Source organism: Acidovorax sp. ACV01 (assembly GCF_014851495.1).
GTDB classification, from domain to species: Bacteria; Pseudomonadota; Gammaproteobacteria; order Burkholderiales; family Burkholderiaceae_C; genus Acidovorax; species Acidovorax radicis.
Genome location: NZ_JACUZT010000002.1, coordinates 161,073 through 179,755 on the forward strand (window position 1 = coordinate 161,073; position 18,683 = coordinate 179,755).

Annotated in this window: 18 protein-coding genes and 1 tRNA gene; 9 read left to right on the plus strand and 10 right to left on the minus strand. The window is 67.2% G+C overall.

Annotated elements, in window-relative coordinates; translation table 11 throughout:
* Positions 1 to 8 precede the first annotated feature (8 nt).
* A complete protein-coding gene (locus IB243_RS05270) occupies positions 9 to 899 on the plus strand; it encodes an EamA family transporter (protein ID WP_192425565.1) in 891 nt (296 codons plus the stop codon).
* A 130-nt stretch (positions 900 to 1,029) separates the two neighbouring features.
* Positions 1,030 to 1,251 carry a hypothetical protein gene (locus tag IB243_RS05275; RefSeq protein WP_192425567.1) on the plus strand — a complete coding sequence of 74 codons (222 nt, stop codon included), beginning with the start codon at positions 1,030 to 1,032 and terminating at the stop codon, positions 1,249 to 1,251.
* 39 nt (positions 1,252 to 1,290) lie between these two features.
* On the opposite strand, the gene IB243_RS05280 is transcribed toward IB243_RS05275, so the two are convergent.
* Positions 1,291 to 2,118: a hypothetical protein gene (locus IB243_RS05280; RefSeq protein WP_192425569.1), complete on the minus strand. Its 828-nt coding sequence runs from the start codon at positions 2,116 to 2,118 to the stop codon at positions 1,291 to 1,293.
* 182 nt (positions 2,119 to 2,300) lie between these two features.
* Here IB243_RS05280 and IB243_RS05285 point away from each other — a divergent pair, with 182 nt between their 5' ends.
* A complete protein-coding gene (locus tag IB243_RS05285) occupies positions 2,301 to 2,678 on the plus strand; it encodes a hypothetical protein (RefSeq protein ID WP_192425571.1) in 378 nt (125 codons plus the stop codon).
* A 130-nt stretch (positions 2,679 to 2,808) separates the two neighbouring features.
* Here IB243_RS05285 and IB243_RS05290 read toward each other — a convergent pair.
* The 7 genes from IB243_RS05290 to IB243_RS05320 form a co-directional block, all read right to left on the minus strand.
* Positions 2,809 to 2,883, minus strand: a tRNA-Arg gene (locus IB243_RS05290).
* A 55-nt stretch (positions 2,884 to 2,938) separates the two neighbouring features.
* Positions 2,939 to 7,393 carry a translocation/assembly module TamB domain-containing protein gene (locus IB243_RS05295; RefSeq protein ID WP_192425573.1) on the minus strand — a complete coding sequence of 1,485 codons (4,455 nt, stop codon included), beginning with the start codon at positions 7,391 to 7,393 and terminating at the stop codon, positions 2,939 to 2,941.
* Between the two features lie 14 nt (positions 7,394 to 7,407).
* Complete coding sequence (locus IB243_RS05300) at positions 7,408 to 9,297, minus strand: autotransporter assembly complex family protein (protein ID WP_225584760.1); 1,890 nt, start codon at positions 9,295 to 9,297, stop codon at positions 7,408 to 7,410.
* Positions 9,298 to 9,492: 195 nt separating this feature from the next.
* Positions 9,493 to 10,680: a VWA domain-containing protein gene (locus tag IB243_RS05305; RefSeq protein WP_010459402.1), complete on the minus strand. Its 1,188-nt coding sequence runs from the start codon at positions 10,678 to 10,680 to the stop codon at positions 9,493 to 9,495.
* Positions 10,681 to 10,698: 18 nt separating this feature from the next.
* Positions 10,699 to 11,301, minus strand: a complete 603-nt coding sequence (locus IB243_RS05310) for a GNAT family N-acetyltransferase (RefSeq protein WP_057226292.1) — start codon at positions 11,299 to 11,301, stop codon at positions 10,699 to 10,701.
* Positions 11,302 to 11,317: 16 nt separating this feature from the next.
* A complete protein-coding gene (locus IB243_RS05315) occupies positions 11,318 to 11,563 on the minus strand; it encodes a hypothetical protein (RefSeq protein ID WP_192425577.1) in 246 nt (81 codons plus the stop codon).
* The gene (locus IB243_RS05320; RefSeq protein ID WP_010459395.1) at positions 11,564 to 12,418 is read right to left on the minus strand and encodes a MoxR family ATPase; all 855 of its coding nucleotides are present in this window, start codon (positions 12,416 to 12,418) and stop codon (positions 11,564 to 11,566) included.
* A gap of 106 nt (positions 12,419 to 12,524) precedes the next feature.
* Between IB243_RS05320 and IB243_RS05325 the strand changes: the two genes are divergently transcribed.
* Positions 12,525 to 13,187: a cytochrome c gene (locus IB243_RS05325; protein ID WP_192425579.1), complete on the plus strand. Its 663-nt coding sequence runs from the start codon at positions 12,525 to 12,527 to the stop codon at positions 13,185 to 13,187.
* Positions 13,188 to 13,282: 95 nt separating this feature from the next.
* Here the strand turns inward: IB243_RS05325 and IB243_RS05330 are convergent, their stop codons facing one another.
* Positions 13,283 to 13,717 (minus strand): DUF1841 family protein, encoded by a 435-nt coding sequence (locus IB243_RS05330; protein WP_192425581.1) that lies wholly within the window; start codon positions 13,715 to 13,717, stop codon positions 13,283 to 13,285.
* A gap of 200 nt (positions 13,718 to 13,917) precedes the next feature.
* Here IB243_RS05330 and IB243_RS05335 point away from each other — a divergent pair, with 200 nt between their 5' ends.
* Positions 13,918 to 14,139 carry a hypothetical protein gene (locus tag IB243_RS05335; protein ID WP_029413244.1) on the plus strand — a complete coding sequence of 74 codons (222 nt, stop codon included), beginning with the start codon at positions 13,918 to 13,920 and terminating at the stop codon, positions 14,137 to 14,139.
* A 218-nt stretch (positions 14,140 to 14,357) separates the two neighbouring features.
* Here the strand turns inward: IB243_RS05335 and IB243_RS05340 are convergent, their stop codons facing one another.
* Complete coding sequence (locus IB243_RS05340) at positions 14,358 to 15,158, minus strand: IclR family transcriptional regulator C-terminal domain-containing protein (protein ID WP_192425583.1); 801 nt, start codon at positions 15,156 to 15,158, stop codon at positions 14,358 to 14,360.
* A gap of 90 nt (positions 15,159 to 15,248) precedes the next feature.
* On the opposite strand from IB243_RS05340, the gene IB243_RS05345 reads away from it, so the two are divergent.
* From IB243_RS05345 to IB243_RS05360, 4 genes are read left to right on the plus strand one after another with little or no spacing between them, the layout of a single operon-like run.
* Complete coding sequence (locus IB243_RS05345) at positions 15,249 to 15,950, plus strand: 3-oxoacid CoA-transferase subunit A (protein WP_192425585.1); 702 nt, start codon at positions 15,249 to 15,251, stop codon at positions 15,948 to 15,950.
* A 29-nt stretch (positions 15,951 to 15,979) separates the two neighbouring features.
* On the plus strand, positions 15,980 to 16,630 hold the full coding sequence (locus tag IB243_RS05350) for a 3-oxoacid CoA-transferase subunit B (RefSeq protein ID WP_056169142.1): 651 nt from the start codon (positions 15,980 to 15,982) through the stop codon (positions 16,628 to 16,630).
* Positions 16,631 to 16,662: 32 nt separating this feature from the next.
* Complete coding sequence (gene pcaF / locus IB243_RS05355) at positions 16,663 to 17,874, plus strand: 3-oxoadipyl-CoA thiolase (protein ID WP_192425589.1); 1,212 nt, start codon at positions 16,663 to 16,665, stop codon at positions 17,872 to 17,874.
* Between the two features lie 5 nt (positions 17,875 to 17,879).
* Positions 17,880 to 18,611, plus strand: coding sequence for an SDR family NAD(P)-dependent oxidoreductase (locus IB243_RS05360; RefSeq protein ID WP_370540328.1), 732 nt, complete (start codon positions 17,880 to 17,882; stop codon positions 18,609 to 18,611).
* Positions 18,612 to 18,683: the final 72 nt, after the last annotated feature.

Below are 18,683 nucleotides of genomic sequence, written 5' to 3' on the forward strand. Positions count from 1 at the left end.
TTTTACGCATGAGCGCTTCTCTCTTTCAACGTTTTTTCCCCTTCCTCGCCGTCCTGGGCTCCGTCACCGCGTTGGGCATCGGCACCTCCTGGGCCAAGCACTGGCTGTTTCCCGTGGTGGGCGCGCAGGGCACCACCGCTGTGCGGGTGGGCTTTTCGGCCTTGTTGGTGCTGCTGCTGTGGCGGCCGTGGCGCTGGCATTTGTCGCGGGCCGATGCGCGTGCCGTCGTTTTGTATGGCGCGGCCCTCGGCGCCATGAACCTCATGTTCTACATGTCGCTGCGCACCCTGCCGTTTGGCCTGGCGGTGGCCATCGAGTTCTCGGGGCCGCTGGCGGTGGCCATCTGGTCGTCACGGCGTGCCGTGGATTTTGTGTGGGTGGCCCTGGCCATGGCCGGGCTGGGCATGCTGCTGCCGCTGGGGCTCAACGGCAGCACGCTGGACCCGGTGGGGGTTTTGTACGCGCTGGGCGCAGCGGTGTTCTGGGCGCTGTACATCGTGTTTGGCAAACGTGCTGGGCATCTGCACGCGGGGCATTCGGTGTCGCTGGGCTTGCTGGTGGCGGCGCTGGTGGTGGTGCCCGTGGGCGTGGCGCATGCGGGCGCTGCGCTGCTGTCGCCGACGGTGCTGCTCATCGGCGTGGCGGTGGCGGCAGTCTCCAGCGCGATCCCGATCTCGCTCGAAATGATGGCCTTGAAGCGCCTGCCCAAGGAGGCCTTCGGCATCATGATCAGCATGGAGCCTGCGGTGGCCGCCGTGCTGGCCCTGGTGCTGCTGGGCGAGCACCTGAGCGCCATCCAGTGGCTGGCCATTGGCTGCATCGTGGCGGCGTCCATGGGCAGTGCGATGACTGCTGGTCGGCCCTCTGGCGCCGACCGCGCTGCGCCTCAGGCGGCCTGAAATCGCGCACCGCCTGGGCATGTCCAGACCTCCGGGATGGCCGTCACGCTGACACCCGGCCGTCGGCAAAGGATGACACGCGCAGCGCATGCGCCACGGCCAGAATGGGTCTATCTCACAGGAGCCGCCCATGATGCGCATTTCGCCGTTGCCACAATCCGAGGTCGATGAGGCTGAACGCAAAGTCAGCGCCATCCTGGCAGACCTAGAAGAAGCGACCCATTCAGAGGTCAAGGACATCGATCTGGAAGATGTGGTGAAAACCGACACCGCCAGCGGCCAGCCTGCCATGCACCAGAGTGTGGACATCACCATACAGCCGCGCGCGCAGCGCAAGTGGCTCACCAAATAGCGCAAGCAGCCCGGCGCCCCTGGCCGGGCTGCCAGCCAGTCAGCCGGCGTTGGGTTGGCGGCCTTGGCGCAACTGCAACACCCGCGCAATGAGGTTGGCATAGCCTTCCTCGGCCAGCGCCAGCAGGGGCAAACACGTCTCGCGCACAGCGCGGTCTACCGCGTCGGCCCAGACGGGTGTATTGGGCTCTGCCTGGGCGCAGGCCATGGCACCCAGCACCAGCTCCTGCCCCCAGAAGTACACCTGCGTGGCGAGCACGTTGGCCTGCATGCGCTGCACCTCGGCCAAGGTGTGTGACTCGGCCAGGTTCAGCCAGATGTCGGCATACAAAAAATCAACGGGCGCGCCTTGAGGTTGCCACTGCAGCGCGTCGGCCTGCACCAGCTCTACCTTGCGCGCGGCGGACTCCGGGAGCCCCTCCAGCACGCGGCAACGGCGAAACAGCTCCAGCACGTCTCCATCCCGCTCCACCACGGTCACGCGCTCCACCGAGGGCTGCAGTGCCATGTTCGCCGCGACCCAGCCCATGCCCAGGCCCATCACCACCGTGTGGCCCCGCGCGTGGTGGCAGGCCAGTTCCTGGCTTTCGATCTCCATCGGCGACAGCGACATCCAGGTTTCCCACCCGCCCGCAGCGCTTTGCCGCATCAGCACCGTCGATCCCGATGTGACACACGGGCCGCTGTGGTACCCACGGTCCAGCCCCACGCCGGTGCGCTTCATCTGCCACGGCCCTACGGCCCCGTCGGGGTATTGCGGCATATGCCAGTGCGGGGCAAAGACGGGCAGCCCCAGCGCCTGCGCCAGTGCGCCGGCGGATGGCTGGGGGGCAAAAGGGACGGTGGAGGGGGAAGGGGATGCCGACATGGGCTTGATCTTAGGTGGGTAAGTGGCGTATTGACCTGAGAAGCTGTGCGTCTGCGTGGGCACCGGGCATTGTCCGACAGCCTCACGGTCTGCCGGATGGCGTCCAACGCGTGGAGCGGGCCATAAAAGAGATGGAGATGAAACCCTGTTTGTTTCGTCGGCCACCTTCTCAGGAGACGCACATGCATCCATCCACTATTTCCAGTCCGGGCTCCTTGCCTGTTGATGAGGACCTGGCCGAACAAGCCCGCCCCGGCTACGGCATTCCGTCGCAAGACCCGCGGCCGGGGGCACAGACCGCCCTGGAGCCTGAAGAGGCCGATCGCGAGGCCCATTCTGTGCTGGTGGGCGGCGGCATGATGGCGGGCGCGGCTGCGGGTGCGGCGGTGGGCGTTGCGGTCGCCGGCCCGGTGGGCGTGGTCGTTGGGGGCACCTTGGGCGGTATTGCCGGGGCGCTGGGCGGCGCGGCTGCTGGTACGGCGGTCAAGACCGAAGATGCTGGAGAGGCGGCTAAGGCGACTTCCGACAGCGGCGTGCGCAAAGACGGTTCAAGAAGCTGAGGGGCGGCGGGCTTTTGCGTCGCTGCAGGCCCTACCGCACGCACTGGAAATGCCTGTCACTGAGTTGCTTCTGTTTTGATAGTTGCTAGCGCGTATCCATTAAGCGCTAGGAGCCATTTTGCTATAAATTTGGTCCCCTCGACAGGAATCGAACCTGTATCTAGCGCTTAGGAGGCACTCGTTCTATCCATTGAACTACGAGGAGGCAAGACAGCCGCGCATTGTAGTGGGCACGCGCACGCTCTCTGGCGTGCGCAGCCTCAGTCGTACTTCACCGTGTAGATGATGTCCACCGCACTCTTCTCTCCGGTCTGCCCGCGCAGCGTGAGGCGGCGGGAGAGGTCGTAGAAGATGTACAGCGTGCCCAACGTGCCCGATAGGCTGCGCTCGTAGGTCACGTATAAATCCTTGGACAGCCGCTTGCCGAAGGTGAGGGCGGCGGCGCTGGCGTCTTCACCCGCGGTGGCGCTGCGAAAGCCGATCTCGTCCAGGCCGATGCGGCTGGCGATGTTGGCGCTGGTGTTGCCGCCGCCCTTGCGGCCCAGCAGGGCCAGGGCGGCTTGCTGCATCACGGCGGCTTCGGCGCCGCCGGCGGAGGCGTTGCGGCCCAGCACCACCCACGAGAGCTTTTCGGCATCGGGCAGCTCGGGGTCGGAATAGAGTTTGACGCGCGGCGCCTGGGCGCTGCCGGTGACCTGCACGCCCGCGCGCACGCTGATGTTGGGGCGCAGGGCCAGGATGTCGAGCGAGGGGTTGTTGTAGGGGCCGTTGAAGCGGATCAGGCCCGTCTCCACGTCCAGCATCTGGCCCCAGGCGCGGTAGCGGCCTTCGTCGGTGCGGACCTCGCCGGTCACGCGGGGCGGGGCGCCGGGCACGGCGCTGCTGCGGATGTCCACCTCGCCTGTCAGCCGCGTGGTGATGCCATGGCCATGCAGCGCAAAGTCGCGCCCCAGATTGAGGGTGATGGCAATGTCGGGCGGCTTGGCGGTTTCGGCCTGTGCTGCCACCTGGTTGGCCTTGGCGGCGGCCTGGGCCTTGGCCTGGTCTTCGCGGTCCTTGGCGGCAGAGCGCACGACCACGTCCGAGCCCAGGCTGGGCGCGGTTTCGTCGGGCAGGATGATGGTGGCGCGGTCGGTGGTGAGCTTGCCGCGCAGGCTGATCTGGCCTTGCTGCAGCTGCGCCTGCAGTTGGCCCGACACGCTGATCTGCCGGTCGGCGCGCACCAGCACCTGTAGCGCCTTGGCCTCGGCCTGCAGTGACATGGTGATGCCTGACAGGCCCGTGGTTGCGGTGGCGCTGTCGCCCCAGTTCACGCGGCCGGTGGCGGTGAGCGTGCCGCCGTCCTGCGGGGCGGCCGTGCGGTTGCCGCTGAAGCCCGCAATGCGCGCGCCGCTGCCGCGCCCGCCCTGCAGGCGGAACTCGGTGATGCTGAGCTGGTTGCCTTGCAGCGTGGCACGCAGGCGGCCGCCCTGCAGGTCTACGCCATCGACCACGGAGCGCACGGCCATGTCGTCGGCGCCTAGCGTGCCGGCCCAGCGCGGCGCATTGCGGGTGCCTGACAACGTGGCGCTGGCGTCCAGTGTGCCGCGCACACGCCAGCCGGGCGGGGCCAGGGCCGACCACACGCCCACGTCGGGCAGGCGCGCGCGCAGGGTGCCGGCCAGTGGCGCATCCGGAGCCCAGGTGAAGGGTGAGGACATGGCGGGCGAAGAATTGACGGGCGAGGAGGGGCTGGCGCCCGCAGCGGCGGGGGCGCCGGGCGCTCCGGGTGTGAGGCGGGTGCTGACGTTGGCCTGCACCTCGCCGGCCCGGTCGCTCGCCCAGGCCAGTTGGGCGCGCAGGGCTTCGCCTTCGATCTCGACGGTGATTTCGGCCTGGCGCACACCGGCGGCGGTGCCTGCCCCTGCACCGGATGCAGCACCTGATGCCGCACCTAGGGCCGATGGGTTGGCCGAGGCCTCGGTGGCGATCACCGCCGTGGCGCCCGCGCCCGTGCCCTGGCCGCTGCTTTGCACGGCGGTGATGGCGGTGGCGTCGCCCGCCAGGATGCGCAGGTCGCCACTGGCCCGGCGCAGGCTGGCGCTGGCGCGCAGGGGGCCTTGGGTGTTGTCCACGTTCCATTGCCCGTCCAGCACGATGCTGGTGGCCAGCCCCATGCGGGCAAGCAGCGGCTGGGCAGGACGGCCAGCGGCGGCCGGGGTGTTGCCCAGGCCCAGGGCATCGACCCAGGCCATGGGCAGGCCCTGCAGGGTGCCCTGGGTTTGCAGTTGCACCGGGTTCGCGCCAGTGGCCACGCGCAGGGGTTGCCACCGCAGCGTTGCGGTGCCGGGCAGGGGGCCGGTCAGACGGGCCTGGCCTGCCGAGGCCAACACGGTGTAGCCCGCTGCCGACGCGCCGGGGCCAGGGGCGGCGCGCGCGGTGAGGGACAAGGGATCGGCCAGTTGCAGCGTCCAGGGGCCGGGGCGTGCAGCGTCTTGCGCCACCAGCCGCAGTTCGCTGATCTGCACCTGCGCCCCTTGCGTGGATGTGGTCAGCCCGCCCGTGGCGCGGGTTTGCAGGGCCAGCCGCTGCATCTGCTGGGGCTGGGAGGCGTTCAGGCGGGCTTCGCCGTCCAGTGCCAGCGTGGCCTGCGCCAGGGTGCCGGAGAGTTCAGCCTTCACGGCGCGCAGTTGCACGGCGGTGGCGCCGCCACCAGCGCCTTTGCCGGGGGGCAGTGACAGGTCCAACTGGGGGGTGGAGAGGGCGGCTTGCAGCTCGAAGGTGGCCTTGTCCGAGGGCGGTGTGCTGCCCGCGCGGCTGGCGTTGGCATGGGCGTTTGTAGCGGTGGCGGCTTGCAGTTGCCGGGCCAGTGTTTGCCAGCCGCCCTTCCACCGGGCGGTCAGCTGCGCTGCGCCCTTGGCGGTGGCGCCCTGCAGGGCTTCTTGCAGGCGGGTGCCCACCAGCGGCAGGCTGGTCAGCCAGCGCTGGGTCTGGTCCACGTCGGTCCATTGCACTTGCAGGTCGCCTGCGCCCGCTTGGGGTGCCATGCTGCCCTGTGCGCGCGCTGTGGCGCCAGGCGCGGTCAGCGTGATCTGGCCCTGGCCCGACAAATCGCCGGGTGCCACGCGCAGCTGGGTGGCTTCGACGCGTGCCTGCAAAGCGTCCAGCAGCAGGCGATCCAGCTGCAAGGTGCCGCCGGTCTGGGTGGGCGAAGCAGGCTGCCAGCTGCCTTGTGCGGTGAGCATGTTGATGCGCAGCAGTACGGGGCGGTTGGGAGCGGTTTTGACAGGCGCAGAAGCGGCGGGGCCGGTGGCCCGGATGTCTGCTGTAAAACGCACCACATCGCCCTGCATCTGCGCACCCACGCGGCCCGCCAGCGGGGCGGCCGCCCACGCGGTGTGCAGGGCGTCCGGGCGCAGGTTGCGCAGTTCGGCCTGGCCCTCCAGCGCGCCGGTGGCGGGTTTGTAGCTGCCTTGCAGGGTGACTGCGCCGGTGCCTGCATTCACAGTGGCGCCGGGCACCGCCCAGCGTGTGCCGTCGTAGTTCGCGTCGGCTTGCAGGGCGGTGATGGGCAGGCGGGCCTGGTCCCACGGGCCTGCCAGTTCGTTGCGCAGCTGTGCCTGCAGGGCCCAACCGTTGCCCACTGGGGCGGCCCCCCCGGTGGGCCCCGCGTGCACGGTGCCATGCAGCCGGGTGACCGGGGCCTGGGGCCACAGGGCCGCCAGGTTGACGGCACGCAACGTGGCCTGGGCCGACTGCAGGGGCTGCGCGGACCACGGGGCCAGCGTGGCCTGCACGTCGGCCTGCATGGGTTCAGCGGCGGGGGGCGTCGGTGGTGGTGCTGCAGATTTGGTGGAGGGGGATTTGGCAGGGGGCGAGGGCGTCGGCGGGGTCTCCGCCTGGGCCGTGGTGGGGCTGATGCGCGCCTGCAGTTCCAGTTGCGCCGCCGCGGTGGCGAGCGTGCCTTGCAGCGTGGCGTGTGCGCCCACCCGCATGGCGGTGGTGCCACCGGGCACGGCGGCGCGCACCGTGCCGTCCACGGTGGCGTTCAGCGCCATGGGGGCCTGGGCCTGCAGCGTCAGCCGCGCGGTGTATTGGCCTTGGGCCAGCTCCAGGCTGCCGATGTTCAGGCGGTGCTCCTGCCCGTCAAAGCGGTAGTCGCCGGCCAGGCCCCGGGCTTCCACGGCCGGGGCGCCTGCCCATTGCAGCTGGTCCACGCGGAACGGCACACCGATGTGCAAGGGCAGTACCAGCTGGGTCAGGGGCGTGGGCGGCTCTGCGCCGGCCGGGCTGGCCAGCGGCGTGATCTGCACGCGCGCGGCATGCACTTCGCCCAGCTCCAGGCGGCGTTGCAGCAAGGGGGCCAGCTGCCAGCCCAGGCGGATGTCGGTCACCTCGACGGACAGGCCGGGGCTGCGCCAACGCAGCCAGCCAATGCGCCCGCCGCTGCGCAGCGACCCAGTGACCTCGCGGCTCTCCAGTTGCTGGTTGGCGGGCAGGTACTGCGCCGCGCGCGCCAGCGCCAGGGCCAGCGATGTGTTGCTGCCAGCCCACCACCACACGGCAGCGGCTGCGGCAATCAGCAGCGCAATCACTGCCACCAACAGCCAGCCCAGTGCACGCAGCACACGGCGGCCACCGCGCGGTGAAGGGCGCTGGCCGCCCTGGGGGTGGGGCGATGCGCCTGCACTGAAATCGGAGGAGCGGGCGCGGGGGGTCGTGGAGTGGGGGGGCATGGGTTGAGCGTCCATCAGAAGCTGAACCCGAGCCGCAGGTGCAGCCGCACCTCCTTGGTTTTCACGCCGTAGGCCAGGTCGGCCTGCAGGGGGCCCACAGGGCTGCGCCAGCGCACGCCAGCCCCCACGCCAACGCGCGGGTCCATGTCGCCCAGGCGGTCGGCCACGGCGCCAGCATCCACGAACAGCGTGCTCTCCCAGTCGGTCATGGCGCCCTGGTAGGCGATGGGGCGCTGCCATTCGACGCTGCCCACGGCCAGGTAGCGGCCGCCGTAGAGTTGGCCCTTGTCGGTGCGGGCGCCGATGCTGCGGTAGCCGTAGCCACGCACGGTGGTGTCGCCCCCGGTCAGGAAAAGCTGGGTGACCGGGATCTGCGCGCCATCGCGTGCCAGCACGGCCCCGCCCTCTGCGCGCAAGGCCACGCGGGCGCTGCGGCCCACACCGACGGCGTCCTGCACGCGGCCCGCAGGGATGAACGACTGCCAGCGCACCAGGGTGCGCACAAACGGGTCGCGCTCAGGCCGCAGCGTGGTGCCCAGCCCCAGTTCCACGGCGATGCCGTGGCCGCGCGTGGGGGCGGTGGGGCTGTTGAAGTAGCGACCTGTCCAGCCGTAGTTCACGCTGAGGGCCGTGCTGGTGTCGGAGGGCGACTGCACATTGGCGGCAAGGCCCTGGCTCTTGGCGTAGTCGTACTGCAGAAAATAGTTTCGGTCGATGTTCTTGGTGCTTTTGCTGCGGCCTGCGCGCAGTCGGCCGCTGTTGACGTCGTAGTCGCCCGTGGATTCGCGCTGCAGTTGCCCCCCCGCAAACCAGCGCCAGCCCCGGTTGTCGGGCAGGTCGGTCCATTCGGTGCTGGCCAGTTTGGTTTCGCGGTCCAGCGACAGCTTGCTCACGGCGCGCCAGCCGATCACGGGCAACTGGTTATGGATGTGCTCCAGCGACAGGCGCGCGCCGCTGTCGGTCGAGAACCCTGGCCCGAACACCAGCTTTTGCACCTTGGCCTCGCGCACCTGGGCCACCACGGGCGCGGTCTGCGGGTCGGTGCCCTCGGTGTCGAGCGTGAGGAACACCGCGTCGTAGTAGCCGCTGCTGGCCAGCCGCAGTTGGGCGTCGAGCAGTTCGGCCTCGTCGTAGACCGCGCCCGTGGGCAGGCGCGCCAGGCGCCGGGCGCCGTCGGGGTCGTAGCGTTCGCTGCCCTCCACCCTGAGTGGCCCGAAGCGATAGGGCGGGCCGGGCTCGTAGGTCACGCTGAGTTTGGCCTCGTGCTTGTCGGCGTCGATCTCGGCCCGGCTGGTAGCGATGCGGGCGGTGGGGTGGCGGCGCGCTTGCAGCTGGCGCAGGCCGTCGTTCTTGGCGGAGTCCCACGCGGACTGGGTGAACGGCTGGCCCGGCTGCAAGGACCAGTTGCGCTGCACACGTTGCTGCTGGCGGATGCTGGCGCTCTGGGAGTCGGTTTCTTCTGGCGATTGCGCCGTGTTGATACCGCCCGTGTTGCCAGTGAAGTCGATGTCCGCGCTGGCAATGCGGGTCTGCGGGCCGGGCTGCACCGTGACCACCACCGTGCGCGGGCCTGCCTTGCTGTCGGGCGTTTCGGTCAGCTCCACCGTGATGGTGGGCGCGAAGTAGCCCATCGTGCCCAGCAGTTCGCGGGCATTGGCGTCGGCCGCGCCCAGCAGGCGCTGCAGCTCGTTGGCGTGCAGGTCGGGCAGGTGGCGAAAGCGCTGCAGCTCCAGGTGGCGCTCCAGTGTCTCGCGCACGCCGGCGGGGGCATTCACCTGCACGGCGAAGGAGGGCGTGCCGGATTCGGCAATGGCCGGGGTGGTTGCCGATGCGGCGCCATCTCCGTCCTCCCCGCGCGGCAGCAAGCTGCAGCCCTGCAGGCACAGCGCGCTGAAAAGCAGCAACGCCGGCCATGGGGCCGGCGTTGAGGAAGGGGCGGTAGAGCGCAGGACGCGAAAAGGCACGGCAGGAAAACGGTGGTTTTAGAAGTTGGGGGTGGGCTGCAAAACCAGCCCACCGCCACTATGCACCGAAAATCAGCCCCGCCGTGTCAGACAGTTCCGCGCGATGGGCTACCAAGCGCTGGTGCCCCATCCCGCCTACTTCGACAGCAGTCGCATGGTTTCTTCCAGCCCCTTGAGCGACAGCGGGTACATGCGGTTGCCCACCAGCTGCTGGATGATGCTGATGCTCTGGCGGTACTGCCACACGCCTTGGGGCTCGGGGTTGATCCACGCAAACTTGGGGAAGGCATGCGTGAGGCGCTGGATCCACTCGGCGCCTGGCTCTTCGTTGTTGTATTCCACGCTGCCGCCGGGTTGCAGGATCTCATACGGGCTCATGGTCGCGTCGCCCACGAAGATCAGCTTGTAGTCCTTGTTGTACTTGCGGATGATGTCCCAGGTCGGAAACTTCTCCGCAAAGCGGCGGCGGTTGTTCTTCCACATGAAGTCGTACACGCAGTTGTGGAAGTAATAGAACTCCAGGTGCTTGAATTCCGTCTTCACGGCGCTGAACAGTTCTTCCACGCGCTGGATGTGTTCGTCCATGGTGCCGCCCACGTCCATCAGCAGCAGCACCTTCACGTTGTTGTGCCGCTCGGGCACCATCTTGATGTCGAGGTAGCCCGCATTGGCCGCCGTGCTGCGGATGGTGTCGGGCAGGTCCAGCTCCAGCTCGTGCCCTTCGCGCGCAAACTTGCGCAGGCGGCGCAGCGCCACCTTGATGTTGCGCGTGCCCAGCTCCTGCTGGTCGTCGTAGTCCTTGTATGCGCGCTGTTCCCACACCTTCACGGCGCTCTTGTTCTTGCCGGCGCCGCCGATGCGCACACCCTGCGGGTTGTAGCCACCGTGGCCGAACGGGCTGGTGCCGCCCGTGCCGATCCACTTGCTGCCGCCCTCGTGGCGTTCCTTTTGTTCTTCGAGGCGCTTCTTGAGCGTCTCCATCAACTCGTCCCAGCCCATCTTCTCGATGGCGGCCTTCTGCTCGGGCGTGAGTTCGTTCTCCAGGATCTTGCGCAGCCAGTCGGCCGGGATCTCCTTGGTGAAGTCGGCCACCATTTCCACGCCCTTGAAGTAGGCGCCGAAGGCCCGGTCGAACTTGTCGTAGTGCTTCTCGTCCTTGACCAGCGTAAGGCGCGAGAGGTTGTAGAAGTCGTCCAGGCTCCACGCGTCATCCGACTTGGGGCCGACCACACCCGCCTGCAGGGCTTCAAGCAGGGTGAGGTATTCCTTCACGGACACGGGCAACTTGGCCGTGCGCAGGGTGTAGAAGAAGTCGATGAGCATGTTTTTGGCCTCCAGCGCTTATTCAGTAAGCGCGTGACGCTCTAAAAGATATAGCAGTTGTGCCTTGGCCTCCGGCCATTCGCCCGAGCGCATGCTGTACATCACTGTGTCGCGGATGGTGCCGTCGCGGCGCAGCGCGTGGCCGCGGATCACTCCGTCCTTCCGGGCGCCCAGGCGCTCAATGGCCTTCTGCGATGCAAAGTTGTAGTTGTCGGTGCGCCAGCCCACCACGTGGCAGCCCAGCGTATCGAAGGCGTGGCCCATCATCATCAGCTTGCAGGTGGTGTTCACATGGGTGCGCTGCACGCTTGTGCAGTACCAGGTGTAGCCAATCTCCACGCGTTTCACGGCGGGCAGAATGTCGTGGTAGCTTGTGGAGCCCAGTACCTTGCCAGTGGCGTCCTCGACCACGGCGAAGGCGAAGCGGTTACCGTCTTCGCGCATCTTGAGGGCTGTCTCGATGTACGCGCGGGTGTCCTGGGGTTCGGGCACCGAGGTGATGCGCAGTTTCCACAGCTCGCCGTCGGCCGCAGCGGCCGCCAAGCCGTGTTCATGGGACAGCGCCAGGGGCTCCAGGCGGATGCCCCGGTCGCGCAGGGTGACTGGTTCTACAAAGGCCATGGGTCTTTTCTCTTCGTCAATCCTTGGAGGGTTTGCTGTGCCGGCTGGCCTGCCAGCGCCGCGCAGCGTGCAGGCCCAGGCCACCGCCCATGCCCACCATGGCGATACCGATCAGACTGCCGGTGCCGTAGCCAGGCGCGAAGACGTCGAACCCGAGCAACGTGCCCAGCCAGAAGCCCAGCAGCGCACCACCCACAAAGCCCACGGCATCCGCAAAGCCGTTGACCAGCAGTTGGCGGGTATCGTTGTTGCCGTCGCTCACTCAGCGGTTCCTCTGGTTCATGAACACCAGCTTTTCAAACAGGCTCACGTCTTGCTCGTTTTTGAGCAGTGCGCCCACCAGCGGCGGCACGGCCACCTTGTTGTCGGCGCTTTGCAGTGCGGTCAGCGGAATGTCCTCGGCCACCAGCAGCTTGAGCCAGTCGAGCAGTTCGCTGGTCGATGGCTTCTTCTTCAGCCCGGGCAGGTTGCGCACGTCATAAAACGTCTTCATCGCCACGCCCAGCAACTCACTCTTGAGCGTGGGGAAGTGCACGTTGACGATCTGGCGCATCGTGTCGGCTTCGGGGAACTTGATGAAGTGAAAGAAGCAGCGGCGCAGGAACGCGTCGGGCAACTCCTTCTCGTTGTTCGACGTGATGAACACCAGCGGGCGGTGCTTGGCCTTGATGAGTTCGCGCGTTTCGTAGCAGTAGAACTCCATGCGGTCGATTTCGCGCAGCAGGTCGTTCGGGAATTCGATGTCGGCCTTGTCGATCTCGTCGATCAGCAGGGCGACCGGGCGGTCGGCCGTGAAGGCTTGCCACAACACACCCTGGATGATGTAGTTGCGGATGTCCTTCACGCGCCCGGCGCTGTCGCCGTCATTGAGCTGGCTGTCCCGCAAGCGACTCACAGCGTCATATTCATACAGGCCCTGCTGCGCCTTGGTGGTGGACTTGATGTGCCACTGCAGCAGCGGCATGTCCAGCGCCTGCGCCACTTCCTCGGCCAGCATGGTCTTGCCGGTGCCGGGTTCTCCCTTGATGAGCAGCGGGCGTTGCAGGGTGATGGCCGCGTTCACGGCAAGCATCAGGTCTTGGGTGGCGACGTAGTTCTGGGAACCTTGGAATTTCATGAGGGAAATCACCGGATCGTTGATGAATGGGGCTTGACAGGCGCTGGCTATAATCGGCGGTTGATCAGAGCCCAGAGCTGAACTTCCACGAGATTGTGCGCGCAAAATGAACAAAACGCTGACCACGCTATTTGCCCTGGCTGTCGCTTCCGTGACCGCCTTGTCCCATGCCCAGGAAGCCAAAGGCGACGTGGAAGCCGGCAAACAAAAGATTGCCATGTGCATTGGCTGCCACGGCATTGTTGGCTACCAGGCCAGCTTTCCTGAGATCCACAAGGTGCCCATGATCTCGGGCCAGAGCGCCAAGTACATCTCCGCTGCGCTCGTGGCCTACCAGAAGGGTGAGCGCAAGCACCCCACGATGCGTGGCATCGCCGACTCGCTCTCTGAAAAAGACATCGCCGATGTGTCGGCCTACTACGAACAGCATGGCAAGACCGGTGCCGAACTGCCCGCCAAGCCATCGCGTGAACCCAGTGTGCAGGTGGCAGAGCTGCTCAAGAAGGGCGCCTGCGTGTCTTGCCACGGCGACAACTTTGCCAAGCCCATTGATCCTTCGTACCCCAAGATCGCCGGCCAGCACGCCGACTATCTCTTCGTGGCCCTCAAGGCCTACAAGGTCGAGAAGAACGCCAACGTGGGCCGTGGCAACGCCATCATGGGCGGCGTGGCCAAGCAGTTCACCAATGCCGAGCTGAAGGCTCTGTCGGGCTACATCAGCAGCCTTGACGGCGATCTGCACGTGGTGCCGCAATCGCGCTTCCGTTGATCGTTCATCTTTGCAGAGTCCGCAAGGACTCCAAGTAAAAAGCCCGCGCAAGCGGGCTTTTTACTTGGGGGTATGCGCGAGGTGTTGGGGCGGCATCAATCCCGCGTGGCGCGCCGCTGCACGCAGGCGATGTAGGCGTCGCCATCGGGCGGGCGGCCTGCGCGCTGGCTCTCCCACAGCATTTCGCCCAGGCAGTCCATGGCCGCATGGTGGGCGTCGTGCAGCGAATCGAGCCGCGCCGTCAGCAGTTCCACCGTCTGGCGGATGCCGCGGGGCTGGTCGATGCTGCACTGTTCGCTGATCGACAGGTGCATGGACAGGTGCAGGAACGGGTTGGTCTGCCCCGGTGTCTCATCGTAGTTGCGGGCCACGGCAGCGTCGGCGTCGGACAGGTCGGCGTGGTATTCGGGGTGCTCGGCAATCCACAGGCTGGCCAGCGTTTCGATGGCTTCCATGGGGGCGCCGCTCTGGGTTTTGGCATGCACACCGCACAGAAAGCGGCGCACGTCGGCTTGGGAGGGGCTGAACATGGGGCGTGAGGGTAGCACGCGGGTGAAGGGCCCAGAGTGCACAGGGTGGTGGGGTGCGGATCGCGACCGCTTGCTACATCTGGCCGGGGCGGCGTCCTACGTTGGCGCCATGCGGATGCCCCTACATTGGCCTTGCGCAAAGACATGGAGCCGGGTCCGCTTTGCCACAGTCATCAAAACCCGGCCTTGGGAGAACTGTCATGAATGCAATGCGAATCGTGGGTGTGCTGTTGTTGGTGCTGGGCTTGGCCGGATTTTTGACCGGTGGCTTCAGTTTTACCAAGGACACGACCCAAGCCAAACTGGGCCCGTTGGAGCTGACGGTGAAGGAAAAAGAGTCCGTGAACATCCCGCAGTGGATGAGCCTGGGGGCGATGGTGCTTGGCGGCGTGGTCCTGGTGCTGGGGTTTCGCAAAAATTGATGGAACGCGCCTGCCTTTTGCCCGATGGCAGGCGCCTCGTCCGCCATCTGGAGCAACCATCGTGGCAAGTGGATGGTGTTGCCGCTCCGGTTCTTGCTCTATTCAAGTAGGCGCTTAGGCCCTCAAACACGCAAAACGCGAGGCGGAGCGTGAACACTGGCCGGTCGTGGCGGTGGGTGATCACTGGCTCCTGCCGGTAGCGGTCTTTCCTACACACCTCAACCTCTTGGCGCGCCCATCATCCGTGAGATGGTTTTGGCCGCGCGCAGCAGCGCAGGCAACAAGCTCTCCTGCATCACCGCCGCACTCGTGCGGTTGGCTTGCCCGCTGATGTTGAGCGCCGCCACCGTCTGCCCCGTGCGGTTGGTCAGCGGCGCGGCAATCGATATCAAACCCTCTTCCAGCTCCTGATTCACCAGGCACCAACCCTGCTGCCGCGCCAGGCGGATGTGGGCGAGCAGAGTGTCCCCATCCGTGGTGGTGTGCTCGGTAAAACGGTCCATGGGGTGGCCCCGCAGCCGGGCCTGCAACTCGTCATCCGGCAGGCCCGCCAGCAGCATGCGGCCCATCGAGGTCCAGCACGCGGGCAGGCGCGAGCCCACGCCCAGCGTGGTGCGCATGATCTTGTGCGTAGGCACGCGCAGCACGTAGACGATGTCCAACCCGTCGAGCACGGCGGCCGATGACGACTCGCGCACCTCCTCCACCAGGTCTTCCATTACCGGCTCGGCCAGGTTCCAGATCGGCAGCGACGACAGGTACGCAAAGCCCAGGTCCAGGATGCGTGGGCTCAGCCGAAAGAGCTTGCCGTCCGTCTCTACGTAACCCAGCGTCTGCAGCGTGAGCAGGATGCGGCGCGCGCCCGCGCGGGTCAGGCCGGTCTGCGCGGCCACTTCGCTCAGCGTCTGCTGCGGCCGGGCGGCGCTGAACGAGCGGATCACCTCCAGCCCGCGGGCGAACGACTGCACATAGCTGTCGCTGGGTTTGGGGTCTTTGGTGGGGAGCGTTTCGGTATTCATGCAGCGGCCCTCTATAATTCTTTATGCGAACATTTGTTCTATAAGCGAACAAATTCTATCCCGAGACAAGCACATCATGAAAGCGGTTCGATGATCAACAAGCTGGCGGAGTCGGTGGCCCAGGCCCTTTCGGGGGCGAAGGATGGTGCCACGGTGTTGATAGGCGGGTTCGGCACGGCCGGCATTCCCGGTGAACTGATCGACGGCCTGATCGCCCAGGGCGCGCGCGACCTCACGGTGGTCAACAACAACGCCGGCAATGCCGACCAGGGCCTGGCCGCGCTGCTCAAGGCCGGCCAGGTGCGCAAGATCATCTGCAGCTTTCCGCGCCAGGTCGACAGCTACGTGTTCGACGACCTGTACCGCAGCGGCAAGCTGGAGCTGGAACTGGTGCCCCAGGGCAACCTGGCCGAGCGCCTGCGCGCTGCGGGCGCGGGCATCGGCGCGTTCTTCTGCCCCACGGCCCACGGCACCGAGCTGGCCGCCGGCAAGGAGACGCGCGAGATCAACGGCAAGCACTATGTGCTGGAGTACCCCATCCACGGCGACGTGGCGCTGATCAAGGCCGAGCAGGGCGACCGCTGGGGCAACCTGACCTACCGCATGTCGGCCCGCAACTTCGGCCCGGTGATGGCCACGGCCGCCAAGACCACGATCGCCACGGTGCACGAGGTGGTGGAACTGGGCGCGCTGGACCCGGAGGCCATCGTCACGCCCGGCATCTACGTGACCCATGTCGTGAAGATCGACCGCACCGCCACACAGGCCGGCGGCTTCAAAAAATCGGCATGAAATCGGCCCCTACCGCACAAGGAAAAGGCGTGAGCAGCTATCAAAAGCGTAGTAAAGAAGAACTGGCGAAGCGCGTGGCGCAAGATATCCACGACGGCGCCTACGTCAACCTGGGCATCGGCCAGCCCACCCTGGTGGCCAACCACATTCCCGCGGGCCGCGAGGTCATCCTGCAAAGCGAGAACGGCATCCTGGGCATGGGCCCGGCGCCGGCTGCGGGGCTGGAGGACTACGACCTCATCAACGCCGGCAAGCAGCCGGTGACGCTGCTGCCCGGCGGCGCGTATTTTCACCACGCCGACAGCTTCGCGATGATGCGCGGCGGGCACCTCGACATCTGCGTGCTGGGCGCCTTCCAGGTCAGTGCCACGGGCGACCTGGCCAACTGGAGCACGGGCGAGCCCGGCGCCATCCCGGCCGTGGGCGGCGCCATGGACTTGGCCATCGGCGCCAAGCAGACCTGGGTGATGATGGACCTGTTGACCAAGCAGGGCGCCAGCAAGATCGTGACGCAATGCACCTACCCGCTCACCGGTGTCGCCTGCGTGAAGCGCATCTACACCGATCTGTGCACACTGGCCTGCACGCCCACCGGGCTGCAGCTCATCGACACCGTGCCCGGCCTGCAGTTGCCTGAGCTAGAGCAACTGGTGGGCCTGCCCATCCGCCCCGCCGCCTGAATCCAACCCCCAAGAAACGAGGAGACAACACCATGAGCCCACAACGCCAAGCCTTCATCTGCGACGCCATCCGCACCCCCTTCGGCCGCTACGGCGGCGCGCTCTCCAGCGTGCGCACCGACGACCTGGGCGCCATCCCCATCAAGGCGCTGATGGACCGCAACCCCGGCGTGGACTGGGCGGCCGTGACTGACGTGCTCTACGGCTGCGCCAACCAGGCCGGTGAAGACAACCGCAACGTGGCCCACATGAGCAGCCTGCTGGCGGGCCTGCCCATCGACGTGCCCGGCGCCACCATCAACCGCCTGTGCGGCTCGGGGCTCGACGCCGTGGGCACCGCCGCGCGCGCCATCAAGTCGGGCGAGGCCGGCCTGATGATCGCGGGCGGCGTGGAGAGCATGAGCCGCGCGCCCTTCGTGATGCCCAAAGCCGAGAGCGCTTTCAGCCGCAACAACGCGGTGTACGACACGACCATCGGCTGGCGCTTCATCAACAAGCTGATGAAGGAAAAGTACGGCGTCGACTCCATGCCCGAAACCGCCGAGAACGTGGCCACCGACTTCGGCATCGAGCGCGAAGCACAAGACCGCATGGCACTGGCCAGCCAGCTCAACGCCGTGGCGGCGATCAAGGCCGGCCACCTGGCGCGCGAGATCGTGCCGGTGCACATCCCGCAAAAGAAGGGCGACGCCATCATCGTGAGCCAGGACGAACACCCCCGCGAGACCAGCCTGGAAGCGCTGGCCAAGCTCAAGGGCGTGGTGCGGCCTGATGGCACGGTGACCGCGGGCAATGCATCGGGCGTGAACGACGGCGCCTGCGCGCTGCTGCTGGCCGATGAAGCCAACGCCGCCAAGTACGGCCTCAAGCCCCGCGCCCGCGTGGTGGGCATGGCCGTGGCCGGCGTGGCGCCGCGCATCATGGGCTTCGGCCCCACGCCCGCCACGCTGAAGGTGCTGGCGCAGACAGGCCTGACCATCGACCACCTGGACGTGATCGAACTCAACGAAGCCTTTGCCGCACAAGGCCTGGCCGTGCTGCGCGCCCTCGGCATCAAGGACGATGACGCCCGCGTCAACGCCTGGGGAGGCGCCATTGCGCTGGGCCACCCGCTGGGTGCCAGCGGTGCGCGCCTGGTGACCACCGCCGTCAACCGCCTGCACGAACACGCTGGCCAGTACGCGCTGTGCACCATGTGCATCGGCGTGGGGCAGGGCATTGCCATCATCCTGGAGCGCGTGTGACCGCCATCGATAAAAGCACTCCCGTCACGGTCGTCACCGGCGCCAGCAACGGCATCGGCCGCGCCATCGCCGAGGCCGTGCTGGCCCAGGGCCGCGCCGTGGTCAACCTGGACTACCTGCTGCCCAGCTGGAGCCACCCGCTGCTCACGTCCTACCAGGGCGACCTGACCGACGAGGCATCGACCCGTGATCGCGCGGCCGAGATCGCCGCCAAACACAATGTCACGGCGCTGGTGAACAACGCCGGCGCCACGCGCCCCGGCACCATCGACACCGCCACCACGGCGCACCTGGACGACGTGGTGGGCCTGCACCTGCGCGCGCCCATGCTGCTGGTGCAAGCCTTTTTGCCCAGCCTGCGCGCGAGCGGCCAGGGCCGCATCGTGAACATGTCGTCGCGCGCGGCGCTGGGCAAAGGCGACCGCATCGTGTATTCGGCCACCAAGGCCGGGATGATCGGCATGACGCGCACGCTGGCCATGGAGCTGGGGCGTGACGGCATCACCGTCAACGCCATCGGCCCCGGGCCGATTGCCACCGAACTCTTCCGCCAGAGCAACCCCGACGGCGCGCCGCAGACGCAGCGCATCCTGAACAGCATTGCCGTGGGCCGCATGGGCACGCCCGACGACGTGGCCCGCGCGGCGCTGTTCTTCCTCTCGCCCGACAACGGTTTCGTGACCGGGCAGGTGTTGTACGTGTGCGGTGGTACCACGCTCGGCGTGGCACCTGTCTAGCCACCTGAACGCATTTGCACTGCAGCCCTGAAAGGGGCGCACCCCCTGTTCTCGCCCGGAGGCCTTGGCGCC

Bases quoted from the DNA above. Each gene is read 5' to 3' on its own strand.
- IB243_RS05305 (WP_010459402.1), bottom strand. From the start codon at position 10,680: ATGCTCATCGACTTCTTCTACACCCTGCGCACGGCCAAGTTGCCCGTG.
- IB243_RS05280 (WP_192425569.1), bottom strand. From the start codon at position 2,118: ATGTCGGCATCCCCTTCCCCCTCCACCGTCCCTTTTGCCCCCCAGCCA.
- pcaF (WP_192425589.1), top strand. From the start codon at position 16,663: ATGAGCCCACAACGCCAAGCCTTCATCTGCGACGCCATCCGCACCCCC.
- IB243_RS05270 (WP_192425565.1), top strand. From the start codon at position 9: ATGAGCGCTTCTCTCTTTCAACGTTTTTTCCCCTTCCTCGCCGTCCTG.
- IB243_RS05340 (WP_192425583.1), bottom strand. From the start codon at position 15,158: ATGAATACCGAAACGCTCCCCACCAAAGACCCCAAACCCAGCGACAGC.
- IB243_RS05345 (WP_192425585.1), top strand. From the start codon at position 15,249: ATGATCAACAAGCTGGCGGAGTCGGTGGCCCAGGCCCTTTCGGGGGCG.
- IB243_RS05325 (WP_192425579.1), top strand. From the start codon at position 12,525: ATGAACAAAACGCTGACCACGCTATTTGCCCTGGCTGTCGCTTCCGTG.
- IB243_RS05285 (WP_192425571.1), top strand. From the start codon at position 2,301: ATGCATCCATCCACTATTTCCAGTCCGGGCTCCTTGCCTGTTGATGAG.
- IB243_RS05295 (WP_192425573.1), bottom strand. From the start codon at position 7,393: ATGCCCCCCCACTCCACGACCCCCCGCGCCCGCTCCTCCGATTTCAGT.
- IB243_RS05320 (WP_010459395.1), bottom strand. From the start codon at position 12,418: ATGAAATTCCAAGGTTCCCAGAACTACGTCGCCACCCAAGACCTGATG.
- IB243_RS05335 (WP_029413244.1), top strand. From the start codon at position 13,918: ATGAATGCAATGCGAATCGTGGGTGTGCTGTTGTTGGTGCTGGGCTTG.
- IB243_RS05310 (WP_057226292.1), bottom strand. From the start codon at position 11,301: ATGGCCTTTGTAGAACCAGTCACCCTGCGCGACCGGGGCATCCGCCTG.
- IB243_RS05275 (WP_192425567.1), top strand. From the start codon at position 1,030: ATGATGCGCATTTCGCCGTTGCCACAATCCGAGGTCGATGAGGCTGAA.
- IB243_RS05330 (WP_192425581.1), bottom strand. From the start codon at position 13,717: ATGTTCAGCCCCTCCCAAGCCGACGTGCGCCGCTTTCTGTGCGGTGTG.